Raw genomic sequence first — 21,236 nt, forward strand, 5'->3', positions numbered from 1 at the left:
TCCATGATGCGCGGCCTGCTGTCGCGCTTATATAAGAAGATTTGATTATGACGTTGTCTCCTTATCTGCAAGAGGTGGCCAAACGCCGCACTTTTGCCATTATCTCGCACCCGGATGCCGGTAAAACCACCATCACCGAGAAGGTGCTGCTGTTCGGACAGGCCATCCAGACCGCCGGTACCGTAAAGGGCCGTGGCTCCAGCCAGCACGCAAAATCTGACTGGATGGAGATGGAAAAACAGCGTGGTATTTCGATTACCACCTCCGTGATGCAGTTCCCGTATCACGACTGCCTGGTGAACCTGCTGGACACCCCAGGCCACGAAGACTTCTCCGAAGATACCTACCGTACGCTGACGGCGGTGGACTGCTGCCTGATGGTGATCGACGCCGCAAAAGGTGTAGAAGACCGTACCCGTAAGCTGATGGAAGTGACCCGTCTGCGCGATACGCCAATCCTCACCTTTATGAACAAACTCGACCGTGACATCCGTGATCCGATGGAGCTGATGGATGAAGTGGAAAACGAGCTGAAGATTGCCTGTGCGCCCATCACCTGGCCAATTGGCTGCGGTAAATTGTTCAAAGGGGTTTACCACCTTTATAAAGACGAAACCTATCTGTATCAGACAGGTAAAGGCCACACCATTCAGGAAGTGCGCATCGTGAAAGGTCTGGATAACCCGGATCTGGACGCCGCGGTGGGTGACGAGCTGGCTGCACAGCTGCGTGACGAGCTGGAGCTGGTGAAAGGGGCATCTCATGAGTTCGATAAAGAGCTGTTCCTGAGCGGCGAAATTACCCCGGTCTTCTTTGGTACCGCTCTGGGTAACTTCGGCGTCGACCATATGCTCGACGGTCTGGTGGAGTGGGCGCCGCAGCCGATGCCACGTAAAACCGACACCCGTGAAGTGGAAGCGAAAGAAGAGAAGTTCACCGGCTTCGTCTTTAAAATTCAGGCTAATATGGACCCGAAACACCGTGACCGCGTGGCCTTTATGCGCGTGGTGTCCGGCAAGTATGAAAAGGGTATGAAGCTGCGTCAGGTGCGTATCGGTAAAGATGTGGTGATCTCCGACGCGCTGACCTTCATGGCGGGCGACCGTTCGCACGTGGAAGAAGCGTATCCGGGTGACATTATCGGTCTGCATAACCATGGCACCATCCAGATCGGCGATACCTTCACGCAGGGCGAAATGATGAAGTTCACCGGGATTCCGAACTTCGCGCCAGAGCTGTTCCGCCGCATTCGCCTGAAAGATCCGCTGAAGCAGAAACAGTTGCTGAAAGGGCTGGTGCAGCTTTCCGAAGAGGGTGCTGTGCAGGTCTTCCGTCCAATCGCGAATAACGATCTGATCGTGGGTGCGGTGGGTGTGCTGCAGTTCGACGTGGTGGTTGCGCGTCTGAAGAGCGAATACAACGTGGAAGCGATTTACGAATCGGTCAACGTGGCGACCGCGCGCTGGGTTGAATGTGCTGACGTGAAGAAATTCGAAGAGTTCAAGCGTAAGAACGAAGTTCAGCTGGCGCTGGATGGCGGTGATAATCTGACCTATATCGCCCCAACCATGGTTAACCTGAATCTGACGCAGGAACGTTATCCTGACGTACAGTTCCGCAAAACGCGCGAACACTAATCCCCTCTCAGAGCACGGCAGCCGCCGTGCTCTTCTTTATTTCCTGTCTTATTAGTCCCTTGCGGAATGTTCTTAATTCATCGCATTTTCGCGCTTTTTGCTCGTTTTTTGCCCGAAACTGAAAGCACCTCTGTGAGAGTGATCTATATTTAACTCAGTGTTTAGCTCCGGGCGTGGATGAATAAACTGTTCAATGCATGACTTTAGGTTCTCCATTTTGCCCGTGTGTCTATTCGCAATATATAAAACTACTAAGGAAGTATGTAGCCCGAATAACGGGCAAAACACAGGAATACATCGATGAATATGACAAGACTGAAGATTTCTAAAACTCTGCTGGCGGTGACATTGGGTAGCGTTCTGGTAAGCGGCTCCGCTCTGGCGGAATCCAGCACCATGGATAAAGCGCAAAACACCGCTAATACCGCAGGGGAAAAAATCGATAGCTCTATGAATAAAGTCGGTAATTTCATGGATGACAGCTCAATCACAGCAAAAGTGAAAGCCGCGCTGGTAGATGATGAAGCTATCAAGAGCACCGATATTTCCGTAAAAACCGAGCAAAAAGTTGTCACCCTGAGTGGCTTTGTTGAAAGCCAGGCCCAGGCCGAACAGGCGGTCAAAGTGGCGAAGGGAGTTGAAGGCGTTGCGTCTGTAAGTGACAAACTGCACGTCCGTGACAGCAAAAACGCGTCGGTGAAAGGCTATGCAGGCGATGCCGCTACGACCAGCGAAATCAAAGCTAAACTGTTAGCTGACGACATCGTGCCATCGCGTAAAGTCAAAGTGGAAACCACCGACGGTGTGGTTCAGCTTTCCGGTACGGTAGATTCTCAGGCGCAAATTGACCGCGCCGAATCCATTGCGAAAGCGATTGATGGTGTGAAAAGCGTTAAAAACGATCTGAAAACGAAGTAAACCTGCACGATTCGCCCGACAGGCCAGCCCTGCGGGCGAAATAAAAATGACTCTGGAAAAACGCCGGTGAGTGACCTGAGCGCTCATATTTAGCGGCCGACATTAACTATGGTAAAGGAGAGGCTTATGTTTCGTTGGGGCATTATATTTCTGGTTATCGCGTTAATTGCCGCCGCTTTGGGCTTTGGCGGACTGGCGGGTACAGCGGCCTGGGCAGCTAAAATTGTCTTCGTTGTCGGTATCATCCTGTTCCTGGTGAGCCTGTTTACGGGACGCAGACGTCCGTAGCAAACGCAATATTCCTTAAACAAAAAAAAGCCAGTCGTTATGACTGGCTTTTTCTTATTTGCGTTGCTGGTCGGGTGCGTTACTGTGGAGAGAGAAAATAATCAAAACAGGAAAGCAGAGGTGGGGCAACGAATTCCCGTTACGCTCGGCAATATTGCGCCGCTGACGTTAAAACCGTTTCGTGCTGGTCAACTTGCGCTGGTTTGCGAGGGGGGCGGGCAGCGCGGCATTTTTACCGCCGGCGTGCTGGATGAATTTATGCGCGCGCAATTCAACCCGTTTGACCTTTACTTCGGCACGTCTGCCGGGGCGCAGAACTTGTCTGCCTATGTCTGTAACCAGCCTGGCTACGCGCGAAAAGTCATTATGCGCTACACCACGGCGAAAGAATTTTTTAACCCGGTGCGCTTCGTGCGCGGCGGCAACCTGATCGATCTCGACTGGCTGCTGGAATCCACCTCCAGCCAGATGCCGCTGGCGATGGATACCGCCGCACGCCTGTTTGATAGCGGCAAAGAATTCTGGATGTGCGCCAGCCGGGGCGATGATTATTCCCCGGGCTATTTCTCTCCGCAAAAAGAGAACTGGCTGGATATCATCCGTGCCTCCAGCGCCATTCCCGGCTTTTATCGGACCGGCGCGCTGCTGGACGGCATCAGCTATCTCGACGGCGGCATCAGTGACGCGGTGCCGGTGCAGGAAGCGGCCCGGCGGGGGGCAAAAACCATTGTGGTGATCCGCACTGTGCCGTCGCAAATGTACTACACGCCGCAGTGGTTTAAACGGATGGAGCGCTGGCTGGGCGACAGCAGTCTGCAGCCGCTGGTGAATATCGCGAAGCAGCATGAAACCACCTACGGCGCGATGCAACGCTTTATTGAAAAACCGCCGGGTAAGCTGCGTATTTTTGAAATTTATCCGCCGAAACCGCTGGTCAGTATGGCGCTCGGCAGCCGTGTTCCCGCGCTGCGTGCAGATTATAAAACGGGGCGACTGTGCGGACGCTACTTCCTGGCGACGGTTGGAAAAATGCTGGCAGAGCAACCGCCGCTGCACCGGCATAAACACATTATTACGCCGCCTGCGATTGTGGCTAACGATCCGCTGACCGTGCCACTGGTGGATGTCCCGCAGGCGAATGACGCTTTACTGGATAACGAGGATCTGGCGTGACGCACCGTTTTGTTGATACCCACTGCCACTTTGATTTTCCGCCGTTTACGGGGGACGAGACGCAGAGCATTGAGCGCGCCGCTCAGGCGGGTATCCACGCGATGATTGTGCCTGCAATCGAAGTGGACAGATTCGAGCGCGTGCTTGATCTCGCCCGCCGCCATGATGCGCTGTATGCCGCGCTGGGTCTGCATCCTATAGTGATAGAACACCATCTGGACGAACATCTCGACGTACTGGATGCGGCGCTGCAAACCCGCGAAAACAAACTGGTCGCGATGGGTGAGATCGGCCTCGATCTCTATCGCGATAATCCGCAGTTTGAACGCCAGCAGAGGATCTTTGATGCCCAGCTCAGGCTGGCAAAGCGTCACGATCTGCCGGTGATCCTCCACTCACGACGTACGCACGACAAACTGGCGATGCACCTGAAACGCATCGATCTGCCGCGAAAAGGGGTAGTGCACGGTTTCTCCGGTAGCCTGCAGCAGGCGCAGCGTTTTATTGAACTGGGCTATAAGATTGGCGTGGGCGGTACCATTACCTATCCCCGGGCCAGCAAAACGCGCGACGTAATGGCACAGTTACCGCTGTCTGCTCTGTTACTGGAAACGGATGCTCCTGATATGCCATTAAACGGTTTTCAGGGACAGCCGAACCGCCCGGAACAGGCGGCACGCGTGTTTACCACGCTGTGTGAACTGCGTGAGGAGCCGGAAACGGAGATTGCAGATGCGCTGCTGGAAAATACCCGCGCGCTGTTTGGCATCACGCTATAGGTAAAGTGCCGGGCGGATCACCGTGATGTGCTGTTTTTCGAGCGCCAGCGCCAGCGGCTCGATGTCCTCCGGTGTAGCGCTGCGCCATGACGCCGCCTCGCCGTAAACCCCGTGCGCGTGAAACGCGTTAATGCGCACCGGCACATTCCCCAGCCCAAGGATAAATGTTGTCAGGGGCTTAAGATGCTCCAGATAATCGCACTGCTCAGGGATCATCAGTAAACGCAGTTCCGTCAGCCGCTGATGCTGCGCCAGCCAGCGAATGCTTTGCTTAATCTGCGGGTTTTCGCGTCCGGTCAGCACGCGGTGATGTTCGTTTCCCCAGGCCTTGAGATCCACCATCGCGCCATCCAGTACCGGCAGCAGCCTTTGCCAGCCGGTTTCCCCCAGCAGACCGTTGCTGTCCACCAGACACGTCAGGTGGCGCAGGGCGGGATCCGTTTTGATCGCCGTGAACAGGGCGATCAAAAACGGCAACTGGGTGGTGGCTTCGCCGCCGCTCACGGTAACCCCTTCAATAAAAGGGGCGGCTTTACGGACCTGCGCGAGGATCTCTTCCACGCTCAGGCGCTGCGCCATTGGCGTTGCCTGCTGCTGGCACAGATGCAGGCAGGTATCGCACTGCTGGCACCGACTCTCCTGCCACCAGACGCGCCCGGCCTGAATGTTCAGTGCATCGTGCGGGCAGTGGGGCACGCAGTCGCCGCAGTCGTTGCAGCGCCCGATGGTCCACGGGTTGTGGCAGGTTTTACAGCGCAGGTTACAGCCCTGCAGGAAGAGGGCCAGGCGGCTGCCCGGCCCGTCCACGCAGGAGAAGGGGATAACCTGACTAACTAAAGCGCATCTGCTGTTCATGGCTGACCACGCGCGGCTGACGTTCCAGAATGCGGGTATTGCGTGCGGCTTCTTCGCCAAGCCAGGTGGTATTGGTGCGCGATCCGGCTTCGCGATACTGTGCCAGATCCGACAGCCGCACCATATAGCCGGTCACGCGCACCAGATCGTTACCGGCTACGTTGGCGGTAAATTCCCGCATACCGGCCTTAAACGCCCCCAGGCACAGCTGCACGACCGCCTGCGGATTGCGTTTTACCGTCTCATCCAGCGTTAGAATGTCGCTGATCCCGGCGGAGTAGTGCGGGTGATGCGGCGCCACGGCCAGCAGATGAGTGATGGGATCCGGCTCGTCGCCGTACGGCAGACGCGCGCCCGGAGTGGTACCGACATCTGAACTTATTCCCGACTGTGCATGGAGCATCGCGCGCTGTTTCCAGCCGTATTTCACCGGCGTGTTTTCCACAAACGCCGCCAGCTGCTCGCTGATGCGATAGCCCAGCGCGTTAGCCTGCTCGCTCTTACCGTAACGGCCGTCGATACCCGCTTTTTCGCAAAGCGTATTCACCGCCTCTGCCATGCCGTACATGCCAAACATCGGTACAAAGCGATCGGCATCAATCAGCCCCTCTTTCACCAGGAAGCTATTCTCAAAGAAGCCGGATTGTTGATAGAGAAACGCGCAGCGGGCATCAATGGTGGCCATTTGCTGCTGACAGTAGTGCGGCAACATACGCGTGAAGAAATCGTCGGGTGACGCGCTGTGTTCAGCAATCGTCCGCAGATTGAGGCGGACCAGCGTACTGCCGCCGCCCGCCAGCGGCAGCGAGTTGTAACAGCTCACGATGCCATAGCGGCCTTTTGTGAAAATTTTATCATTCACCGGGCCATGGGAAATATGCAGTTTGCTGCATTCACAGATATTTTTTGCCACCTCAAGCAGGAGATCGTCCGGCGTCACGTCCGGGTCATAAATAAACGTCAGATTCGGTGCAGCCTGCTTCAATTCTGCATCGGCACGCAAAATGGCGCGGGTGATGGGGGTATCTGCCGGACCGATGTTGACGTGCGTAAAGGCGTCCGGCAACGTTCTGTCGAGATAGCGCCAGAAACGTTTTATTCGGCTATCGATCGCTTCTTGTGTTAGAATTCTAACATAGGGTTGCAGTAAGGCATCAAGGTGACCGAGATAGACCGGCATTGATGTTACTGACGGCACATGATGGTAGAGAATGGTTAACAGCGAGAGCGCGTCATCCAGATCTTTCGCCCCCTCCAGCTCCAGCCATTCTGAACCTTTAGCCAGAAACGTTGCGTAATCCGGCAGAACATAACGGGGTTTATAGGGCGCGTGGCCTTCAAACATGTCGCAGATAAATCCCTTGTCCAGCGCGGCACGAGCCGCCTCAGGAAGTGCCGGATAAGGCAGATTGTTTTCCGCTTCCAGCGCCAGAAAATGACGCTTCTGTTCCGGGGTTAATACCGGGCTTGTCACAATGTGCTGGCAACGTTGTTGCAGGGCGTCGGGGCTGGCGTGGGGCATGTTCGCTTCCTTGATTGTTCTGCGGATGATGAACGGATTGTAGGAAGCCATCCCGTCAGGGCTTTTGATCTGACGAGGGGAATCGCTGCATTCGTCAGCAGTTCACGCATTAAAGTTTGAATCAGATCTCATTACAGTAATGCAAATTTGTACGTAGTTTTCATTAACTGTGATGAATGTCGAAGTGTGAATGCGGGTGGATGTTAGAATACTCACAGACCCGCAAGGTAAAATTGATACGGCACCGCCGTTGGAGAATGTTATGACCGATTTAACTGCAAGCAGCCTGCGCGCGTTGAAACTGATGGACCTGACCACCCTGAACGATGACGACACCAATGAAAAAGTCATCGCCCTGTGTCATCAGGCGAAAACGCCAGTGGGCAACACTGCCGCTGTCTGCATCTATCCGCGCTTTATCCCGATTGCCCGCAAAACGCTGAAAGAGCAGGGTACCCCGGACGTGCGCATTGCAACCGTAACTAACTTCCCGCACGGCAACGACGATATCGAGATCGCGCTGGCGGAAACCCGCGCGGCGATTGCCTACGGCGCAGACGAAGTTGACGTGGTATTCCCGTACCGTGCGCTGATCGCGGGCAACGAGCAGGTGGGCTTTGACCTGGTGAAAGCCTGTAAAGACGCCTGCGCGGCGGCAAACGTGCTGCTGAAAGTGATCATCGAAACCGGCGAACTGAAAGAAGAAGCGCTGATTCGTAAAGCGTCCGAAATCTCCATCAAAGCCGGTGCGGATTTCATTAAAACCTCTACCGGTAAAGTGCCGGTGAATGCGACCCCGGAAAGCGCGCGCATCATGATGGAAGTGATCCGCGATATGGGCGTGTCCAAAACTGTGGGCTTTAAACCGGCGGGCGGCGTGCGTACTGCGGAAGACGCGCAGCAGTTCCTGGCGATTGCCGACGAGCTGTTCGGCGAAGAGTGGGCGGACTCACGTCACTACCGCTTCGGCGCGTCCAGCCTGCTGGCAAGCCTGCTGAAAGCGCTGGGTCATGGCGACGGTAAGAGCGCCAGCAGCTACTAAGTTTGAATTGCCGGGTGGCGCTACGCTTACCCGGCCTACAGGATCGTGGTCGGGTATATCGTACCCGCCATCATTCACCCGATTCCTCATGGGGGTTACCGTGTTTCTCGCACAAGAAATTATTCGTAAAAAACGTGATGGTCATGCATTAAGCGACGAAGAGATCCGCTTCTTTATCAACGGCATTCGAGATAACACCATCTCAGAAGGGCAGATTGCAGCCCTGGCGATGACCATCTTCTTCCACGATATGTCGATGCCTGAGCGTGTCTCGTTGACCATGGCGATGCGAGATTCAGGAACCGTACTGGACTGGAAGAGCCTCAACCTCAACGGTCCGATTGTCGATAAACACTCCACCGGCGGCGTAGGCGATGTAACGTCTCTGATGCTCGGCCCCATGGTGGCGGCCTGCGGCGGTTATATCCCGATGATCTCCGGGCGCGGCCTGGGACACACCGGCGGTACGCTCGACAAACTGGAAGCCATTCCGGGCTTCGATATCTTCCCGGATGACAACCGCTTCCGCGAAATTATTAAAGACGTTGGCGTGGCGATCATCGGCCAGACCAGCTCGCTTGCCCCGGCAGACAAGCGCTTCTACGCAACCCGCGATATCACCGCAACCGTTGACTCCATCCCGCTGATCACCGCCTCTATTCTGGCGAAGAAACTGGCAGAAGGGCTGGACGCGCTGGTAATGGACGTAAAAGTGGGTAGCGGCGCGTTTATGCCAACCTATGAACTCTCTGCTCAGCTTGCTGAAGCGATCGTTGGCGTTGCCAACGGCGCAGGCGTGCGCACCACCGCACTGCTGACGGACATGAATCAGGTGCTGGCCTCCAGCGCCGGTAACGCCGTCGAAGTGCGCGAAGCCGTTCAGTTCCTGACAGGCGAACACCGCAACCCACGACTGTTCGACGTGACCATGGCGCTGTGCGTCGAGATGCTGATTTCAGGCAAACTGGCGAAAGACGACGCTGAAGCGCGCGCGAAGCTGCAGGCGGTGCTGGATAACGGCAAAGCGGCAGAGATCTTTGGCCGCATGGTGGCGGCGCAAAAAGGCCCGACCGACTTCGTGGAAAACTACGCGAAATACCTGCCGACCGCGACGCTCAGCAAAGCCGTTTATGCCGATAGCGAAGGTTTCGTCTCTGCTATGGACACCCGTGCACTGGGTATGGCGGTGGTCTCGATGGGCGGCGGCCGTCGTCAGGCATCGGACACCATTGATTACAGCGTTGGCTTTACCGATATGGCCCGTCTGGGCGACAGCGTTGACGGAGAACGTCCGCTGGCGGTGATCCACGCCAAAGACGAAGCCAGCTGGCAGGAGGCGGCGAAGGCGGTGAAAGCGGCTATTACGCTTGCTGATAAAGCACCAGAAAGCTCGCCTTCGGTCTATCGTCGTATCACCGAATAGCGGTATACTGATCTGATCAATCATTTTTAGCACTACGTACGGAGAACAATTATGAAACGTGCATTTATTATGGTGCTGGACTCATTCGGCATCGGCGCAACCGAAGATGCAGAACGTTTTGGTGACGTGGGTTCCGATACCATGGGTCACATCGCGGAAGCCTGTGCGAAAGGCGAAGCGGACAACGGTCGTAAAGGCCCTCTGACTCTGCCCAATCTGACCCGCCTCGGTCTGGTGAAAGCGCATGAAGGTTCTACCGGTAAAATCGCTGCCGGTATGGACGGCAACGCGGAAGTGGTGGGCGCTTACGCCTGGGCGCATGAGCTCTCTTCCGGTAAAGACACCCCGTCTGGACACTGGGAAATCGCCGGTGTGCCGGTTCTGTTTGACTGGGGCTATTTCTCCGATCACGAGAACAGCTTCCCGCAGGAACTGCTTGATAAGCTGGTGAAACGCGCCAACCTGCCGGGCTACCTCGGTAACTGCCACTCTTCCGGTACTGTGATTCTGGATCAGCTCGGCGAAGAGCACATGAAAACCGGTAAGCCGATTTTCTACACCTCTGCTGACTCCGTATTCCAGATTGCCTGCCACGAAGAGACGTTTGGCCTGGATAAACTGTACGAGCTGTGCGAAATCGCCCGTGAAGAGCTGACCGAAGGCGGCTACAACATTGGTCGTGTTATCGCGCGTCCGTTTATCGGCGACAAAGCGGGTAACTTCCAGCGTACCGGTAACCGTCACGACCTGGCCGTTGAGCCACCGGCACCTACCGTGCTGCAGAAACTGGTTGATGAGAAAGGCGGTCACGTGGTTTCCGTGGGTAAAATCGCCGATATCTACGCCAACTGTGGTATCACCAAAAAGGTGAAAGCCACCGGCCTGGATGCGCTGTTTGACGCGACCGTCAAAGAGATGAAAGAAGCGGGTGATAACACCATCGTCTTCACCAACTTCGTCGACTTCGACTCCTCCTGGGGCCACCGTCGCGACGTGGCGGGTTATGCGGCCGGTCTGGAGCTGTTCGACCGTCGTCTGCCAGAACTGATGGAGCTGGTGGGTGAAGATGACATTCTGATCCTGACCGCTGATCACGGCTGTGACCCAACCTGGACCGGTACTGACCACACCCGTGAGCATATTCCGGTGCTGGTGTACGGCCCGAAAGTGAAACCGGGCTCGCTGGGTCACCGTGAAACCTTCGCGGACATCGGCCAGACGATTGCGAAATATTTTGGCACGTCTGACATGGAATATGGCAAGGCGATGTTCTGAGTTATGTTGGGTGCGGCCTGATGCCCTCACCCCAACCCTCTCCCACGGGGAGAGGGAGAATTTACAATGAAAAGGAACTGAAGATGGCAACTCCTCACATTAACGCAGAAATGGGTGATTTCGCTGACGTCGTATTGATGCCGGGCGACCCGCTGCGCGCGAAACACATTGCAGAAACTTTCCTGGAAGACGTGCGTGAAGTGAACAACGTTCGCGGCATGCTGGGCTTCACCGGAACGTACAAAGGCCGCAAAATCTCCGTGATGGGCCACGGTATGGGTATCCCATCCTGCTCCATCTACACCAAAGAGCTGATCACCGATTTCGGCGTGAAGAAAATCATCCGTGTTGGCTCCTGCGGCGCGGTGCGCATGGACGTTAAACTGCGTGATGTGGTGATTGGTATGGGTGCCTGCACCGATTCCAAAGTCAACCGTATGCGTTTCAAAGATCACGACTTCGCGGCGATTGCTGATTTCGGCATGGTGCGTAACGCGGTTGACGCGGCTAAAGCGCTGGGCGTTGATGCTCGCGTGGGTAACCTGTTCTCTGCGGATCTGTTCTATGCGCCGGACGGCGGCGAGATGTTCGACGTGATGGAAAAATACGGCATCCTGGGCGTGGAAATGGAAGCGGCGGGCATCTACGGCGTCGCGGCTGAGTTCGGTGCGAAAGCGCTGACCATCTGCACCGTCTCTGACCACATCCGTACCCACGAGCAGACCACGGCTGCTGAGCGTCAGACCACCTTCAACGACATGATCAAAATCGCGCTGGAATCCGTTCTGCTGGGCGATAAAGAGTAATTCTGTCTCTTCCGACCCTCTCCCTGTGGGAGAGGGTTGGGGTGAGAGCACCAGGCCGCACCTAGCGCACGGCCCGTGCAATCCACGCTGACAACTCCCTCAGCTCATTTTCCTGCCCCGGGAAATCCCCGATCAACGCATCGCATTCCTGCTGCAGCATATCCGCCCGATACAAACAGCCCTGCAAACGAGCCGCCAGCGCCTCTAACGGCGCCGGGTTAAGGCTGTCCGTAAATACCTGCGTGCGGGTGATATGACCTTTCTCTACGTCAAAGTGTAGCTCCACGCCGCCCCAGGTAAAGCGTTCGTCAAGCAGATGCGAAAAGGCAGGCGCCTGGCCAAAGTTCCACTCCCAGCTGCTCTGGCGGGCAAAAGTCTCGGCGAAATTGGGCAGATCCGGGGTTTTATCCGGGGAGATCACCTCTGCCTCTACGCGCTCACCGTAATGGGCAAAGAAGGCTTCCTGGATCGCCTCGCAGATTTGCGCGTGAGTGATGTCCGGCAGAAGCTCAACCAGGTTGGCCACGCGCCCCCGCACGGAAGTGATCCCTTTGGCCTGCAGTTTTTTCTTGTCGGGATTCAGGTAGTTCGCCAGACGGCTGAGATCGGCGTTAAGAAGAAGGGTGCCGTGGTGGAAGCCGCGATCCAGTGTTTCGCGATAGGCTGAGCCTGACACTTTGCGATCTCCATCGGGGGTTTTGACCACCAGATCGTTACGCCCGGAGGCTTCTGCCGTCACGCCGAGCGAATTGAGCGCGTTGAGGACAATGGACGTTGAGATGGTCTTGTCGTATTCCGGTTTACCCGCCATAAAGGTAAAGCAGGTATTGCCCAGATCGTGGAATACCGCACCACCGCCGCTGCTGCGGCGCGCCAGACGGACGTTGTCCTCTTCCATACGCCGGGTGTTACACTCTTTCCACGGATTCTGCGCGCGGCCAATGACCACCGTGTCGGCATTGCGCCAGAGAAACAGCACGCGTTGGGTGGCGGGCATCTGGCGGAAGATGCACTCTTCCACCGCAAGATTAAACCACGGATCGTAAGAGTCAGAGAGCAGCAGGCGTAACGTCGTCATGGCAGAGTTCCTTTTCCGAATCATCAGCTTACTTTATCACTAATCTTTCTTTTCGCTCTCTTCGTCTTCAGGAACGGATTTGCTGGCGGTCAGCAGGAAGGGCGACTGCTGCCAGCGGGTGCGCTTGCCCTGCAGCAAGGTGCGGGCCAGTACCACGCCAATGGCGAGGGAGAGCAGGAGCATCAGACGGAGTATATTGGTGGTGTTATCCACCTGTTTGGCTTCCGTGGGCAGGGTATGGGTGTCGAGCGTCAGGCGCAGATACCCCAGCGGACCATTTTTGCCCTGAATAGGTTCGACGATCTGCTGGTTAAAGTAGCCCCCGGCTTTTTTACCGTCCAGCGCCAGCCTGTCGCGTACGTCGACATGTTCGCCCGCGCGGGCAATCAGATCGCCTTTTTCATCGTAGACACCGGCATCCAGGATACGGCTGTTCTCGGTTAACTGACGCAAAACCTGGCTGATGCGTTTGTCATCCGGCGTTTCGGTACGCATAGCGGGCGCGACGTTAAGCGTAACCTGACGCGCCAGCGTGCGGGCCAGCTCCTCAAACTGCGGATTCCGTTGCCGTTGATGATTCTGGCTAAACCACGACGCCCCTTGCATCAGCACCACTAACAGGGCGAGACAGAAAAGGACGATCACGGCGCGATGAAGCCGGAATTTCAGTTTTGCGCGAGCCATATTCCACCTGCTGAAAATTTACGGCTTAATGTTGCCAGAAGTGATGGTTACAGGGTAGCCTCATGCGTTATTTTCCCTCTGGAACCTTCCGGCGCGAACGAAATTACAGGAGCTTCAATGCCGAACATTACCTGGTGCGACCTGCCAACGGATGTCTCTTTATGGCCAGGATTGCCGCTCTCTTTAAGTGGCGATGAGGTGATGCCTCTGGATTACCACGCTGGCCGTAGCGGCTGGCTGCTGTACGGACGCGGCCTGGATAAGCAACGCCTTACCCAATATCAAACTAAACTGGGTGCGGCGATGGTGATTGTCGCCGCCTGGTGTGTGGAAGATTATCAGGTCATTCGCCTGGCCGGTTCCCTGACGCAGCGCGCGACGCGTCTGGCGCACGACGCCGGGCTGGACGTTGCCCCGCTGGGTAAAATCCCGCATCTGAAAACGCCGGGTCTGCTGGTGATGGATATGGACTCTACCGCCATCCAGATTGAGTGTATCGATGAGATTGCCAAACTGGCGGGCAGCGGCGAGCTGGTGGCGGAAGTGACCGAGCGCGCGATGCGCGGCGAGCTGGATTTTACTGCCAGCCTGAGACAGCGCGTGGCGACCCTCAAAGGGGCCGATGCCAATATCCTGCGTCAGGTGCGCGATGAACTGCCGCTGATGCCCGGGCTGACGCAACTGGTGCTGAAGCTCCAGTCGCTGGGCTGGAAAGTGGCGATCGCTTCCGGTGGCTTTACCTTCTTCGCGGATTACCTGCGGGAAAAACTGCATCTGACCACCGTGGTCGCCAACGAGCTGGAGATCATGGACGGTAAGCTGACCGGGCAGGTGCTCGGCGATATCGTGGATGCGCAGTATAAAGCCAATACGCTGAGCCGACTGGCCGAGAAATATGAAATTCCGGTTGCCCAGACCGTTGCCATTGGCGATGGCGCAAACGATCTGCCGATGATCAAAGTTGCCGGTCTTGGCATTGCCTACCATGCCAAGCCAAAAGTGAATGAAAAGACGGAAGTGACTATCCGTCACGCTGACCTGATGGGGGTGTTCTGCATCCTCTCCGGCAGCCTGAATCAGAAATAACGGTATGCGATTGTAGGCCGGGTAAGCGTTAGCGCCACCCGGCGCGCAGGCCGCACTGAAATAACGAGGTAAACCGTGGCTAAAGCCCCAAAACGCGCATTTGTCTGTAATGAATGTGGTGCGGATTATCCGCGCTGGCAGGGGCAATGCAGCGCCTGCCATGCCTGGAACACCATCACCGAAGTGCGTGGTGTGGCGGCTTCGCCGAGCGTGGCCCGCAATGAACGCCTGAGCGGCTATGCGGGTAATGCCGGTGTGGCAAAAGTCCAAAAACTGTCAGAAATCAGTCTGGAAGCGTTGCCGCGCTTCTCCACCGGCTTCAAAGAATTTGACCGCGTGCTTGGCGGCGGCGTGGTGCCGGGCAGTGCGATCCTGATCGGCGGTAATCCGGGAGCGGGTAAATCGACCCTGCTGCTGCAAACGCTCTGCAAGCTCGCCGAGCAGATGAAAACCCTGTACGTCACTGGCGAAGAGTCCCTGCAGCAGGTGGCGATGCGAGCACACCGTCTGGGTCTGCCTACCGGCAATCTGAATATGCTGTCGGAAACCAGCATTGAGCAGATCTGCATGATTGCCGAAGAAGAGCAGCCGAAGCTGATGGTGATTGACTCCATCCAGGTGATGCACATGGCGGATATTCAGTCCTCGCCGGGCAGCGTGGCGCAGGTGCGTGAGACCGCCGCGTATCTGACGCGTTTTGCCAAAACCCGCGGCGTGGCGATCGTCATGGTCGGCCACGTTACAAAAGATGGTTCCCTGGCGGGGCCAAAAGTGCTTGAGCACTGTATCGACTGCTCCGTGATGCTGGACGGCGACGCAGACTCCCGCTTCCGTACCCTGCGCAGCCACAAAAACCGCTTTGGTGCGGTGAACGAGCTAGGCGTATTTGCCATGACCGAGCAGGGGCTGCGCGAAGTCAGCAACCCGTCGGCCATCTTCCTGAGCCGGGGGGATGAAGTCACCTCCGGCAGTTCGGTGATGGTGCTGTGGGAGGGGACGCGCCCGCTGCTCGTTGAAATTCAGGCGCTGGTGGATCACTCGATGATGGGTAACCCGCGGCGCGTGGCGGTCGGTCTGGAACAGAACCGTCTGGCGATCCTGCTGGCGGTGCTACACCGTCATGGTGGCCTGCAAATGGCCGATCAGGATGTCTTCGTCAACGTGGTCGGGGGCGTGAAAGTTTCAGAGACCAGTGCCGATCTGGCGCTGCTGCTGGCGATGGTCTCCAGTCTGCGCGACAGACCGCTGCCGCAGGATTTGGTGGTCTTCGGCGAAGTGGGGCTGGCCGGGGAGATCCGTCCCGTGCCCAGCGGCCAGGAGCGCATCTCCGAGGCGGCGAAACATGGCTTCCGCCGGGCGATTGTGCCGGCGGCCAACGTGCCGAAGAAGATCCCCGAAGGGATGCAGGTCTTTGGCGTTAAAAAACTCGCAGATGCGTTAAATGTCTTTGACGACTTATAATTACGTATTCGATTTTGCAGGAGGCACCGTAATTTATGTCATCATTTGACTACATCAAGACCGCAATCCGTCAGAAAGGCTGCACGCTACAGCAGGTGGCTGACGCCAGCGGCATGACGAAAGGCTATCTTAGCCAGTTGCTGAACGCTAAAATCAAAAGCCCCAGCGCGCAAAAGCTGGAAGCGTTACATCGCTTTCTGGGGCTTGAATTCCCGCGTATGCAAAAGAACATCGGCGTGGTGTTTGGTAAGTTTTACCCGCTGCATACCGGCCATATCTACCTGATCCAGCGCGCCTGTAGCCAGGTCGACGAACTGCACATCATCATGGGTTACGATGAAGCCCGTGACCGTCAGCTGTTTGAAGACAGCGCCATGTCGCAGCAGCCGACGGTGCCGGATCGCCTGCGCTGGCTGCTTCAGACCTTCAAATATCAGAAAAACATTCGCATTCATGCCTTTAACGAAGAGGGCATGGAGCCGTATCCACACGGCTGGGACGTGTGGAGCAATGGCATTAAAGCGTTTATGGAAGAGAAAGGGATTGCGCCCAACTGGATCTACACCTCTGAAGAGTCCGACGCACCGCAGTTCCGCGAGCATCTGGGCATTGAAACGGTGCTGATCGATCCTAAGCGTACATTCATGAACATCAGCGGGGCGCAGATCCGCGAAAACCCGTTCCGCTACTGGGATTACATCCCGACCGAAGTGAAGCCGTTCTTTGTGCGCACAGTTGCGATTCTGGGCGGTGAATCCAGCGGGAAATCGACGCTGGTTAACAAGCTGGCAAATATCTTCAATACCACCAGCGCGTGGGAATACGGACGTGATTATGTCTTTTCCCATCTGGGGGGAGACGAGATGGCGCTGCAGTATTCTGATTACGATAAAATCGCGCTAGGCCATGCTCAGTACATTGATTTCGCGGTGAAATACGCCAACAAAGTGGCCTTCATCGACACCGATTTTGTCACCACACAAGCCTTCTGTAAGAAGTATGAAGGACGCGAGCACCCGTTCGTACAGGCGCTGATCGATGAATATCGCTTCGACCTGGTGATCCTGCTGGAAAACAACACGCCGTGGGTCGCCGACGGGATGCGCAGCCTCGGTAGCTCAGTGGACAGAAAAGAGTTCCAGACGATGCTGGTGGAGATGCTTCATGAGAACAACGTGGAGTTTGTCCACGTTGAAGCGTCAGATTACGACACCCGTTTCCTGCGCTGCGTCGAGTTGGTGAAGGAGATGATGGGGGAGCAGGGGTAAATTCACAGGCTTGCCCCTCTCCCTAACCCTCTCCCCATGGGGGAGAGGGGATCGTACGGAGCTGTCTTTACCCTCTCCCCCGTGGGAAGAGGGCAGGGTGAGGGGGAATTATCCACTCAGAACGCAACCACCACCTTCCCGCGCATATGCCCGTCCAGCACTTTGCGGTGGGCCTCGGTAATGCTTTCCACGCTCAGCCCGTGCAGCGTTTCGCTGAGCGAACTCTCCACCACGCGGTTATCCACCAGCTTCGCCACCTCGTTTAAGATCTCACCCTGACGCGCCATATCGGCAGTCTGATACATGCTGCGGGTATACATGAATTCCCAGTGCAGGGCGGCGGATTTAGATTTCAGCTTGTCCTGGTTCAGCGGGTGCGCATTTTCGACGATGGAGCAGATGTGTCCCTGCGGCGCAATCAGTTCGCTGACCGCATCCCAGTGGCCATCGGTATCATTGAGGATGAAAATATAATCCACAAAGGTGATGCCCTGTTTGGCCAGTTCACCTTGCAGATCGCGATAATTCACCACCAGATCCGCGCCGCGATCGCGACACCACTGGGCTGAGTCTTCCCGCGACGCGGTGGCGATGACCCTGACCTTGCTGTTGTGCTTCGCAAACGGGATCGCAAGGGAGCCTACGCCGCCGGCACCGCCGATGATCAGCAGCGTTTTGTCCGACCCGGCATCCTGAATATTCAGGCGCTCAAACAGCCCTTCCCAGGCGGTGAGCGCGGTCAGCGGCAGTGCGGCAGCGGCATCCCAGCCAAGGCTTGTCGGTTTGTGTCCCACAATACGCGCATCAATCAGCTGGTGCGTGGCATTACTGCCCGGACGGGTAATGTCGCCCGCGTACCATACTTCGTCGCCCGGCTTGAAGCCGGTGACGCTTGTCCCCACCGCTTTGACGACACCGCTGGCATCCCAGCCGAGAATGCGTGGCGCCTGCAGGCCGTTTTTAACAAGACTCGCATGCACTTTGGTATCGACCGGGTTGATGGAAACGGCTTTTACTTCCACCAGCAGATCGTGTTCACCGGGCTGTGGCATCGGTTGGGTGATCTCAATAAAAGCTGCGGGATTTTCAGGATTAACGGCAATTGCTTTAACAGACATGATCAACTCCTCAATGGAATGCGTTTTGTTGAGGCTAGTCTATTAAGTGGTCATGCGCATGATAAGATGGACAATCAAGAACGGAGTGTTCGTATGGGGTGAACAATCATGTTTAAACAGCTGCAGGATATGGCGCTGTTTGCGCTGGTGGCAGAGATGGGGAGTTTTACCGCCGCAGCGCAGAAAGCAGACCTGCCGAAATCCAGCGTTAGCCAGCGGATTAGCCAGCTTGAGCAGCAGGTGGGGATCCGCCTGCTAAACCGCACCACGCGCAGGCTGAATCTGACCTTTGCGGGGGAGCACTATCTGGTGCATTGTCGCGAGATGCTGGCGGCCAGCGAAAGGGCGGAGTATGCCATTCAGCGGCTGCGTGAAAACCCCAGCGGGCGGCTTCGTATCACCTGCCCGGCGGGCATTGGCGCGACGTTACTGGCACACCTGAATGCCGAGTTTCAGCTCCGCTATCCTGACGTTTCGCTGGATGTCTCTATTTCTGACGATGTGCTCGATCTGGTGGAGTCTGGCTTTGACGTGGCGCTGCGTACCGGTAAACCGCAGGACTCCTCGCTGATTGGCCGCATGATTGGCCACTGTCCGCGCTATATGCTGGCCTCACCGGAATATCTGGCACGCCGGGAGCCGCTGTATCATCCCCGCCAGCTGGTGGATCACCGCTGTATTACCCACAAGGCCTGGTCTGAATGGCTCCTGCAAAGCGAGAGTGAGGATTACCGCTATCTGCCGGACAATGCGCATATGACGGATAATCTTGTGTATGCTCGTGAGTGCGCGGTAGCTGGTGCGGGAATCACACTCTTACCCGCTTTTTTGCTGGAAGATAAAATTGAAAAAGGGGCGCTGGTGCAGGTGCTACCGGAGTGGAACGTTGAAGGAAACGATCTCTGGCTCGCCTATCCGAGCCGTAAGCTCAATTCGCCTGCGCTGATGAGCTATATCGACTTTGCGATGCAGTGTGATGAGGTGAAGCGGTTTTATGTGGGTGGGTGATTATGTGTGGCCTGATGCCCTCACCCTGACCCTCTCCCACGGGGAGAGGGCACAAACATAAAAAACGGCAACCGAAGTTGCCGTTGTGCTTTTATTTCGCGATACGCTTGTACTTAATACGCTTCGGCTCCAGCGCGTCTGCGCCCAGCGTGCGTTTCTTGTACTCTTCGTATTCGGTGAAGTTACCTTCGAAGAACTCCACTTTCCCTTCATCCTGGTAGTCCAGAATGTGGGTGGCGATACGGTCAAGGAACCAACGGTCGTGCGAGATAACCATGGCACAGCCCGGGAACTCCAGAAGGGCGTTTTCCAGCGCGCGCAGGGTTTCGATGTCGAGGTCGTTGGTTGGTTCATCGAGCAGCAGTACGTTACCGCCAACCTGCAGCAGCTTCGCCAGATGCAGACGACCACGCTCACCACCGGACAACTCGCCGACGCGTTTACCCTGATCGGTACCTTTGAAGTTAAAGCGGCCAACGTAGGCACGGCTTGGCATCTCGGTGTTGCCGATACGCATGATATCCAGCCCGCCGGACACTTCTTCCCACACGGTTTTGCTGTTATCCATTGCGTCACGGAACTGGTCAACGGACGCCAGTTTCACCGTTTCACCCAGGGTGATAGAACCGCTGTCTGGCTGCTCCTGACCGGACATCATACGGAACAGGGTGGATTTACCCGCGCCGTTCGGACCGATGATACCGACGATGGCACCCTTCGGTACGGAGAAGGAGAGATCGTCGATCAGCACGCGGTCACCGTAAGATTTACGCAGGTTGCTGACTTCGACCACTTTATCCCCCAGACGCGCGCCAGGTGGAATAAACAGTTCGTTGGTTTCGTTACGTTTCTGGTATTCGGTGTTGTTCAGCTCTTCGAAGCGTGCCAGACGGGCTTTGCCCTTAGACTGACGGCCCTTCGTGCCCTGACGTACCCACTCCAGCTCTTTCTCAATAGACTTACGGCGTGCTGCTTCAGCAGACGCTTCCTGCGCCAGACGCTGATCTTTCTGCTCCAGCCATGAAGAGTAGTTGCCTTCCCATGGGATACCCTCGCCGCGGTCCAGCTCCAGGATCCAGCCCGCCACGTTGTCGAGGAAGTAACGGTCGTGGGTGATCGCCACCACGGTGCCTTCGAAGTCGTGCAGGAAGCGTTCCAGCCACGCCACGGATTCCGCATCCAGGTGGTTAGTGGGTTCGTCGAGCAGCAGCATGTCTGGTTTTTCCAGCAGCAGACGGCACAGCGCCACGCGGCGACGCTCACCACCGGAGAGGTTGGCGATTTTCGCATCCCAGTCTGGCAGACGCAGGGCGTCAGCGGCGCGCTCCAGCTGCACGTTCAGGTTGTGACCGTCGTGCGCCTGGATAATCTCTTCAAATTTGCCTTGCTGGGCGGCCAGTTTATCGAAGTCCGCATCTGGCTCGGCGTATTTGGCATACACTTCATCCAGACCTTTCAGCGCGTTAACCACTTCGGATACCGCTTCTTCAACCGATTCACGAACGGTGTGTTCAGGGTTCAGCTGAGGTTCCTGCGGCAGGTAGCCAATTTTGATGCCTGGCTGCGGACGGGCTTCACCTTCGATGTCTGTATCGATGCCGGCCATGATGCGCAGCAGGGTGGACTTACCGGCACCGTTGAGGCCCAGAACACCGATTTTTGCGCCCGGGAAGAAGCTCAGCGAGATATTTTTAAGAATATGACGTTTCGGCGGTACCACTTTGCCGACACGATGCATGGTATAAACGAATTGAGCCACGTTGGACTTCGCCTCTTTTATCGTGATGAAAAGGAATTTCAGCCTCGAAGTGTAGC

The 21,236-nt window shown here is 56.4% G+C and carries 19 protein-coding genes; 13 read left to right on the top strand and 6 right to left on the bottom strand.

Features of this window, described 5'->3' with window-relative positions; genetic code table 11:
• The first annotated feature begins 47 nt into the window (after nucleotides 1–47).
• The 5 genes from prfC to ACQG19_RS03210 all read left to right on the top strand — a co-directional run bounded on the left by prfC (nucleotide 48) and on the right by ACQG19_RS03210 (nucleotide 4,795).
• On the top strand, nucleotides 48–1,637 hold the full coding sequence (gene prfC / locus ACQG19_RS03190; protein WP_023621922.1) for a peptide chain release factor 3: 1,590 nt from the start codon (nucleotides 48–50) through the stop codon (nucleotides 1,635–1,637).
• A gap of 300 nt (nucleotides 1,638–1,937) precedes the next feature.
• Nucleotides 1,938–2,555, top strand: coding sequence for a molecular chaperone OsmY (gene osmY, locus ACQG19_RS03195; protein ID WP_013095484.1), 618 nt, complete (start codon nucleotides 1,938–1,940; stop codon nucleotides 2,553–2,555).
• A 126-nt stretch (nucleotides 2,556–2,681) separates the two neighbouring features.
• Entirely contained in the window at nucleotides 2,682–2,843 is a 162-nt protein-coding gene (locus tag ACQG19_RS03200; protein WP_003856556.1) for a DUF1328 domain-containing protein, read from the top strand.
• A gap of 120 nt (nucleotides 2,844–2,963) precedes the next feature.
• Nucleotides 2,964–4,016, top strand: coding sequence for a patatin-like phospholipase family protein (locus ACQG19_RS03205; protein WP_020684448.1), 1,053 nt, complete (start codon nucleotides 2,964–2,966; stop codon nucleotides 4,014–4,016).
• A complete protein-coding gene (locus tag ACQG19_RS03210; RefSeq protein ID WP_013095486.1) occupies nucleotides 4,013–4,795 on the top strand; it encodes a metal-dependent hydrolase in 783 nt (260 codons plus the stop codon). The genes ACQG19_RS03205 and ACQG19_RS03210 overlap by 4 nt, the downstream gene beginning before the upstream one ends.
• Here the strand turns inward: ACQG19_RS03210 and ACQG19_RS03215 are convergent.
• Both ACQG19_RS03215 and ACQG19_RS03220 read right to left on the bottom strand, forming a co-directional pair.
• Entirely contained in the window at nucleotides 4,790–5,650 is an 861-nt protein-coding gene (locus ACQG19_RS03215; protein ID WP_045902517.1) for a YjjW family glycine radical enzyme activase, read from the bottom strand. The two genes, ACQG19_RS03210 and ACQG19_RS03215, sit on opposite strands and share 6 nt — an antisense overlap.
• On the bottom strand, nucleotides 5,625–7,172 hold the full coding sequence (locus ACQG19_RS03220) for a YjjI family glycine radical enzyme (protein ID WP_246932349.1): 1,548 nt from the start codon (nucleotides 7,170–7,172) through the stop codon (nucleotides 5,625–5,627). The genes ACQG19_RS03215 and ACQG19_RS03220 overlap by 26 nt, the downstream gene beginning before the upstream one ends.
• Nucleotides 7,173–7,434: 262 nt before the next feature.
• Here ACQG19_RS03220 and deoC point away from each other — a divergent pair, with 262 nt between their 5' ends.
• The 4 genes from deoC (at nucleotide 7,435) to deoD (ending at nucleotide 11,718) form a co-directional block, all read left to right on the top strand.
• Nucleotides 7,435–8,214, top strand: coding sequence for a deoxyribose-phosphate aldolase (gene deoC, locus ACQG19_RS03225; protein WP_013095489.1), 780 nt, complete (start codon nucleotides 7,435–7,437; stop codon nucleotides 8,212–8,214).
• Nucleotides 8,215–8,314: 100 nt separating this feature from the next.
• A complete protein-coding gene (deoA, locus tag ACQG19_RS03230) occupies nucleotides 8,315–9,637 on the top strand; it encodes a thymidine phosphorylase (RefSeq protein ID WP_246932351.1) in 1,323 nt (440 codons plus the stop codon).
• 51 nt (nucleotides 9,638–9,688) lie between these two features.
• Nucleotides 9,689–10,912, top strand: a complete 1,224-nt coding sequence (gene deoB, locus ACQG19_RS03235; protein WP_013095491.1) for a phosphopentomutase — start codon at nucleotides 9,689–9,691, stop codon at nucleotides 10,910–10,912.
• Between the two features lie 83 nt (nucleotides 10,913–10,995).
• Complete coding sequence (gene deoD, locus ACQG19_RS03240) at nucleotides 10,996–11,718, top strand: purine-nucleoside phosphorylase (protein WP_013095492.1); 723 nt, start codon at nucleotides 10,996–10,998, stop codon at nucleotides 11,716–11,718.
• Between the two features lie 61 nt (nucleotides 11,719–11,779).
• Here the strand turns inward: deoD and lplA are convergent, their stop codons facing one another.
• Nucleotides 11,780–12,796 (bottom strand): lipoate--protein ligase LplA, encoded by a 1,017-nt coding sequence (lplA, locus tag ACQG19_RS03245; protein ID WP_057071048.1) that lies wholly within the window; start codon nucleotides 12,794–12,796, stop codon nucleotides 11,780–11,782.
• Between the two features lie 39 nt (nucleotides 12,797–12,835).
• Nucleotides 12,836–13,480 carry a YtjB family periplasmic protein gene (locus ACQG19_RS03250; protein ID WP_013095494.1) on the bottom strand — a complete coding sequence of 215 codons (645 nt, stop codon included), beginning with the start codon at nucleotides 13,478–13,480 and terminating at the stop codon, nucleotides 12,836–12,838.
• Between the two features lie 117 nt (nucleotides 13,481–13,597).
• Here ACQG19_RS03250 and serB point away from each other — a divergent pair, with 117 nt between their 5' ends.
• The 3 genes from serB to nadR all read left to right on the top strand — a co-directional run bounded on the left by serB (nucleotide 13,598) and on the right by nadR (nucleotide 17,295).
• Nucleotides 13,598–14,566, top strand: coding sequence for a phosphoserine phosphatase (gene serB / locus ACQG19_RS03255; protein ID WP_013095495.1), 969 nt, complete (start codon nucleotides 13,598–13,600; stop codon nucleotides 14,564–14,566).
• A gap of 75 nt (nucleotides 14,567–14,641) precedes the next feature.
• Entirely contained in the window at nucleotides 14,642–16,027 is a 1,386-nt protein-coding gene (radA, locus tag ACQG19_RS03260; RefSeq protein WP_013095496.1) for a DNA repair protein RadA, read from the top strand.
• Between the two features lie 35 nt (nucleotides 16,028–16,062).
• Nucleotides 16,063–17,295: a multifunctional transcriptional regulator/nicotinamide-nucleotide adenylyltransferase/ribosylnicotinamide kinase NadR gene (gene nadR, locus ACQG19_RS03265; RefSeq protein WP_013095497.1), complete on the top strand. Its 1,233-nt coding sequence runs from the start codon at nucleotides 16,063–16,065 to the stop codon at nucleotides 17,293–17,295.
• Nucleotides 17,296–17,411: 116 nt separating this feature from the next.
• Here the strand turns inward: nadR and ACQG19_RS03270 are convergent, their stop codons facing one another.
• A complete protein-coding gene (locus ACQG19_RS03270) occupies nucleotides 17,412–18,413 on the bottom strand; it encodes a zinc-binding alcohol dehydrogenase family protein (protein WP_129327055.1) in 1,002 nt (333 codons plus the stop codon).
• 108 nt (nucleotides 18,414–18,521) lie between these two features.
• Here ACQG19_RS03270 and ACQG19_RS03275 point away from each other — a divergent pair, with 108 nt between their 5' ends.
• On the top strand, nucleotides 18,522–19,421 hold the full coding sequence (locus ACQG19_RS03275; protein ID WP_047023421.1) for a LysR family transcriptional regulator: 900 nt from the start codon (nucleotides 18,522–18,524) through the stop codon (nucleotides 19,419–19,421).
• 91 nt (nucleotides 19,422–19,512) lie between these two features.
• On the opposite strand, the gene ettA is transcribed toward ACQG19_RS03275, so the two are convergent.
• Nucleotides 19,513–21,180: an energy-dependent translational throttle protein EttA gene (ettA, locus tag ACQG19_RS03280; RefSeq protein ID WP_013095500.1), complete on the bottom strand. Its 1,668-nt coding sequence runs from the start codon at nucleotides 21,178–21,180 to the stop codon at nucleotides 19,513–19,515.
• Nucleotides 21,181–21,236: the final 56 nt, after the last annotated feature.

The sequence above is a fragment of the Enterobacter cloacae complex sp. 277I4 genome (assembly GCF_050031465.1).
Taxonomy (GTDB): domain Bacteria; phylum Pseudomonadota; class Gammaproteobacteria; order Enterobacterales; family Enterobacteriaceae; genus Enterobacter; species Enterobacter cloacae.

Excerpts from the sequence above, each read along its gene's own strand:
- prfC (WP_023621922.1), top strand. The coding sequence starts at position 48 with ATGACGTTGTCTCCTTATCTGCAAGAGGTGGCCAAACGCCGCACTTTT.
- osmY (WP_013095484.1), top strand. The coding sequence starts at position 1,938 with ATGAATATGACAAGACTGAAGATTTCTAAAACTCTGCTGGCGGTGACA.
- ACQG19_RS03200 (WP_003856556.1), top strand. The coding sequence starts at position 2,682 with ATGTTTCGTTGGGGCATTATATTTCTGGTTATCGCGTTAATTGCCGCC.
- ACQG19_RS03215 (WP_045902517.1), bottom strand. The coding sequence starts at position 5,650 with ATGAACAGCAGATGCGCTTTAGTTAGTCAGGTTATCCCCTTCTCCTGC.
- ACQG19_RS03220 (WP_246932349.1), bottom strand. The coding sequence starts at position 7,172 with ATGCCCCACGCCAGCCCCGACGCCCTGCAACAACGTTGCCAGCACATT.
- deoC (WP_013095489.1), top strand. The coding sequence starts at position 7,435 with ATGACCGATTTAACTGCAAGCAGCCTGCGCGCGTTGAAACTGATGGAC.
- deoB (WP_013095491.1), top strand. The coding sequence starts at position 9,689 with ATGAAACGTGCATTTATTATGGTGCTGGACTCATTCGGCATCGGCGCA.
- deoD (WP_013095492.1), top strand. The coding sequence starts at position 10,996 with ATGGCAACTCCTCACATTAACGCAGAAATGGGTGATTTCGCTGACGTC.
- lplA (WP_057071048.1), bottom strand. The coding sequence starts at position 12,796 with ATGACGACGTTACGCCTGCTGCTCTCTGACTCTTACGATCCGTGGTTT.
- ACQG19_RS03250 (WP_013095494.1), bottom strand. The coding sequence starts at position 13,480 with ATGGCTCGCGCAAAACTGAAATTCCGGCTTCATCGCGCCGTGATCGTC.
- serB (WP_013095495.1), top strand. The coding sequence starts at position 13,598 with ATGCCGAACATTACCTGGTGCGACCTGCCAACGGATGTCTCTTTATGG.
- nadR (WP_013095497.1), top strand. The coding sequence starts at position 16,063 with ATGTCATCATTTGACTACATCAAGACCGCAATCCGTCAGAAAGGCTGC.
- ACQG19_RS03270 (WP_129327055.1), bottom strand. The coding sequence starts at position 18,413 with ATGTCTGTTAAAGCAATTGCCGTTAATCCTGAAAATCCCGCAGCTTTT.
- ACQG19_RS03275 (WP_047023421.1), top strand. The coding sequence starts at position 18,522 with ATGTTTAAACAGCTGCAGGATATGGCGCTGTTTGCGCTGGTGGCAGAG.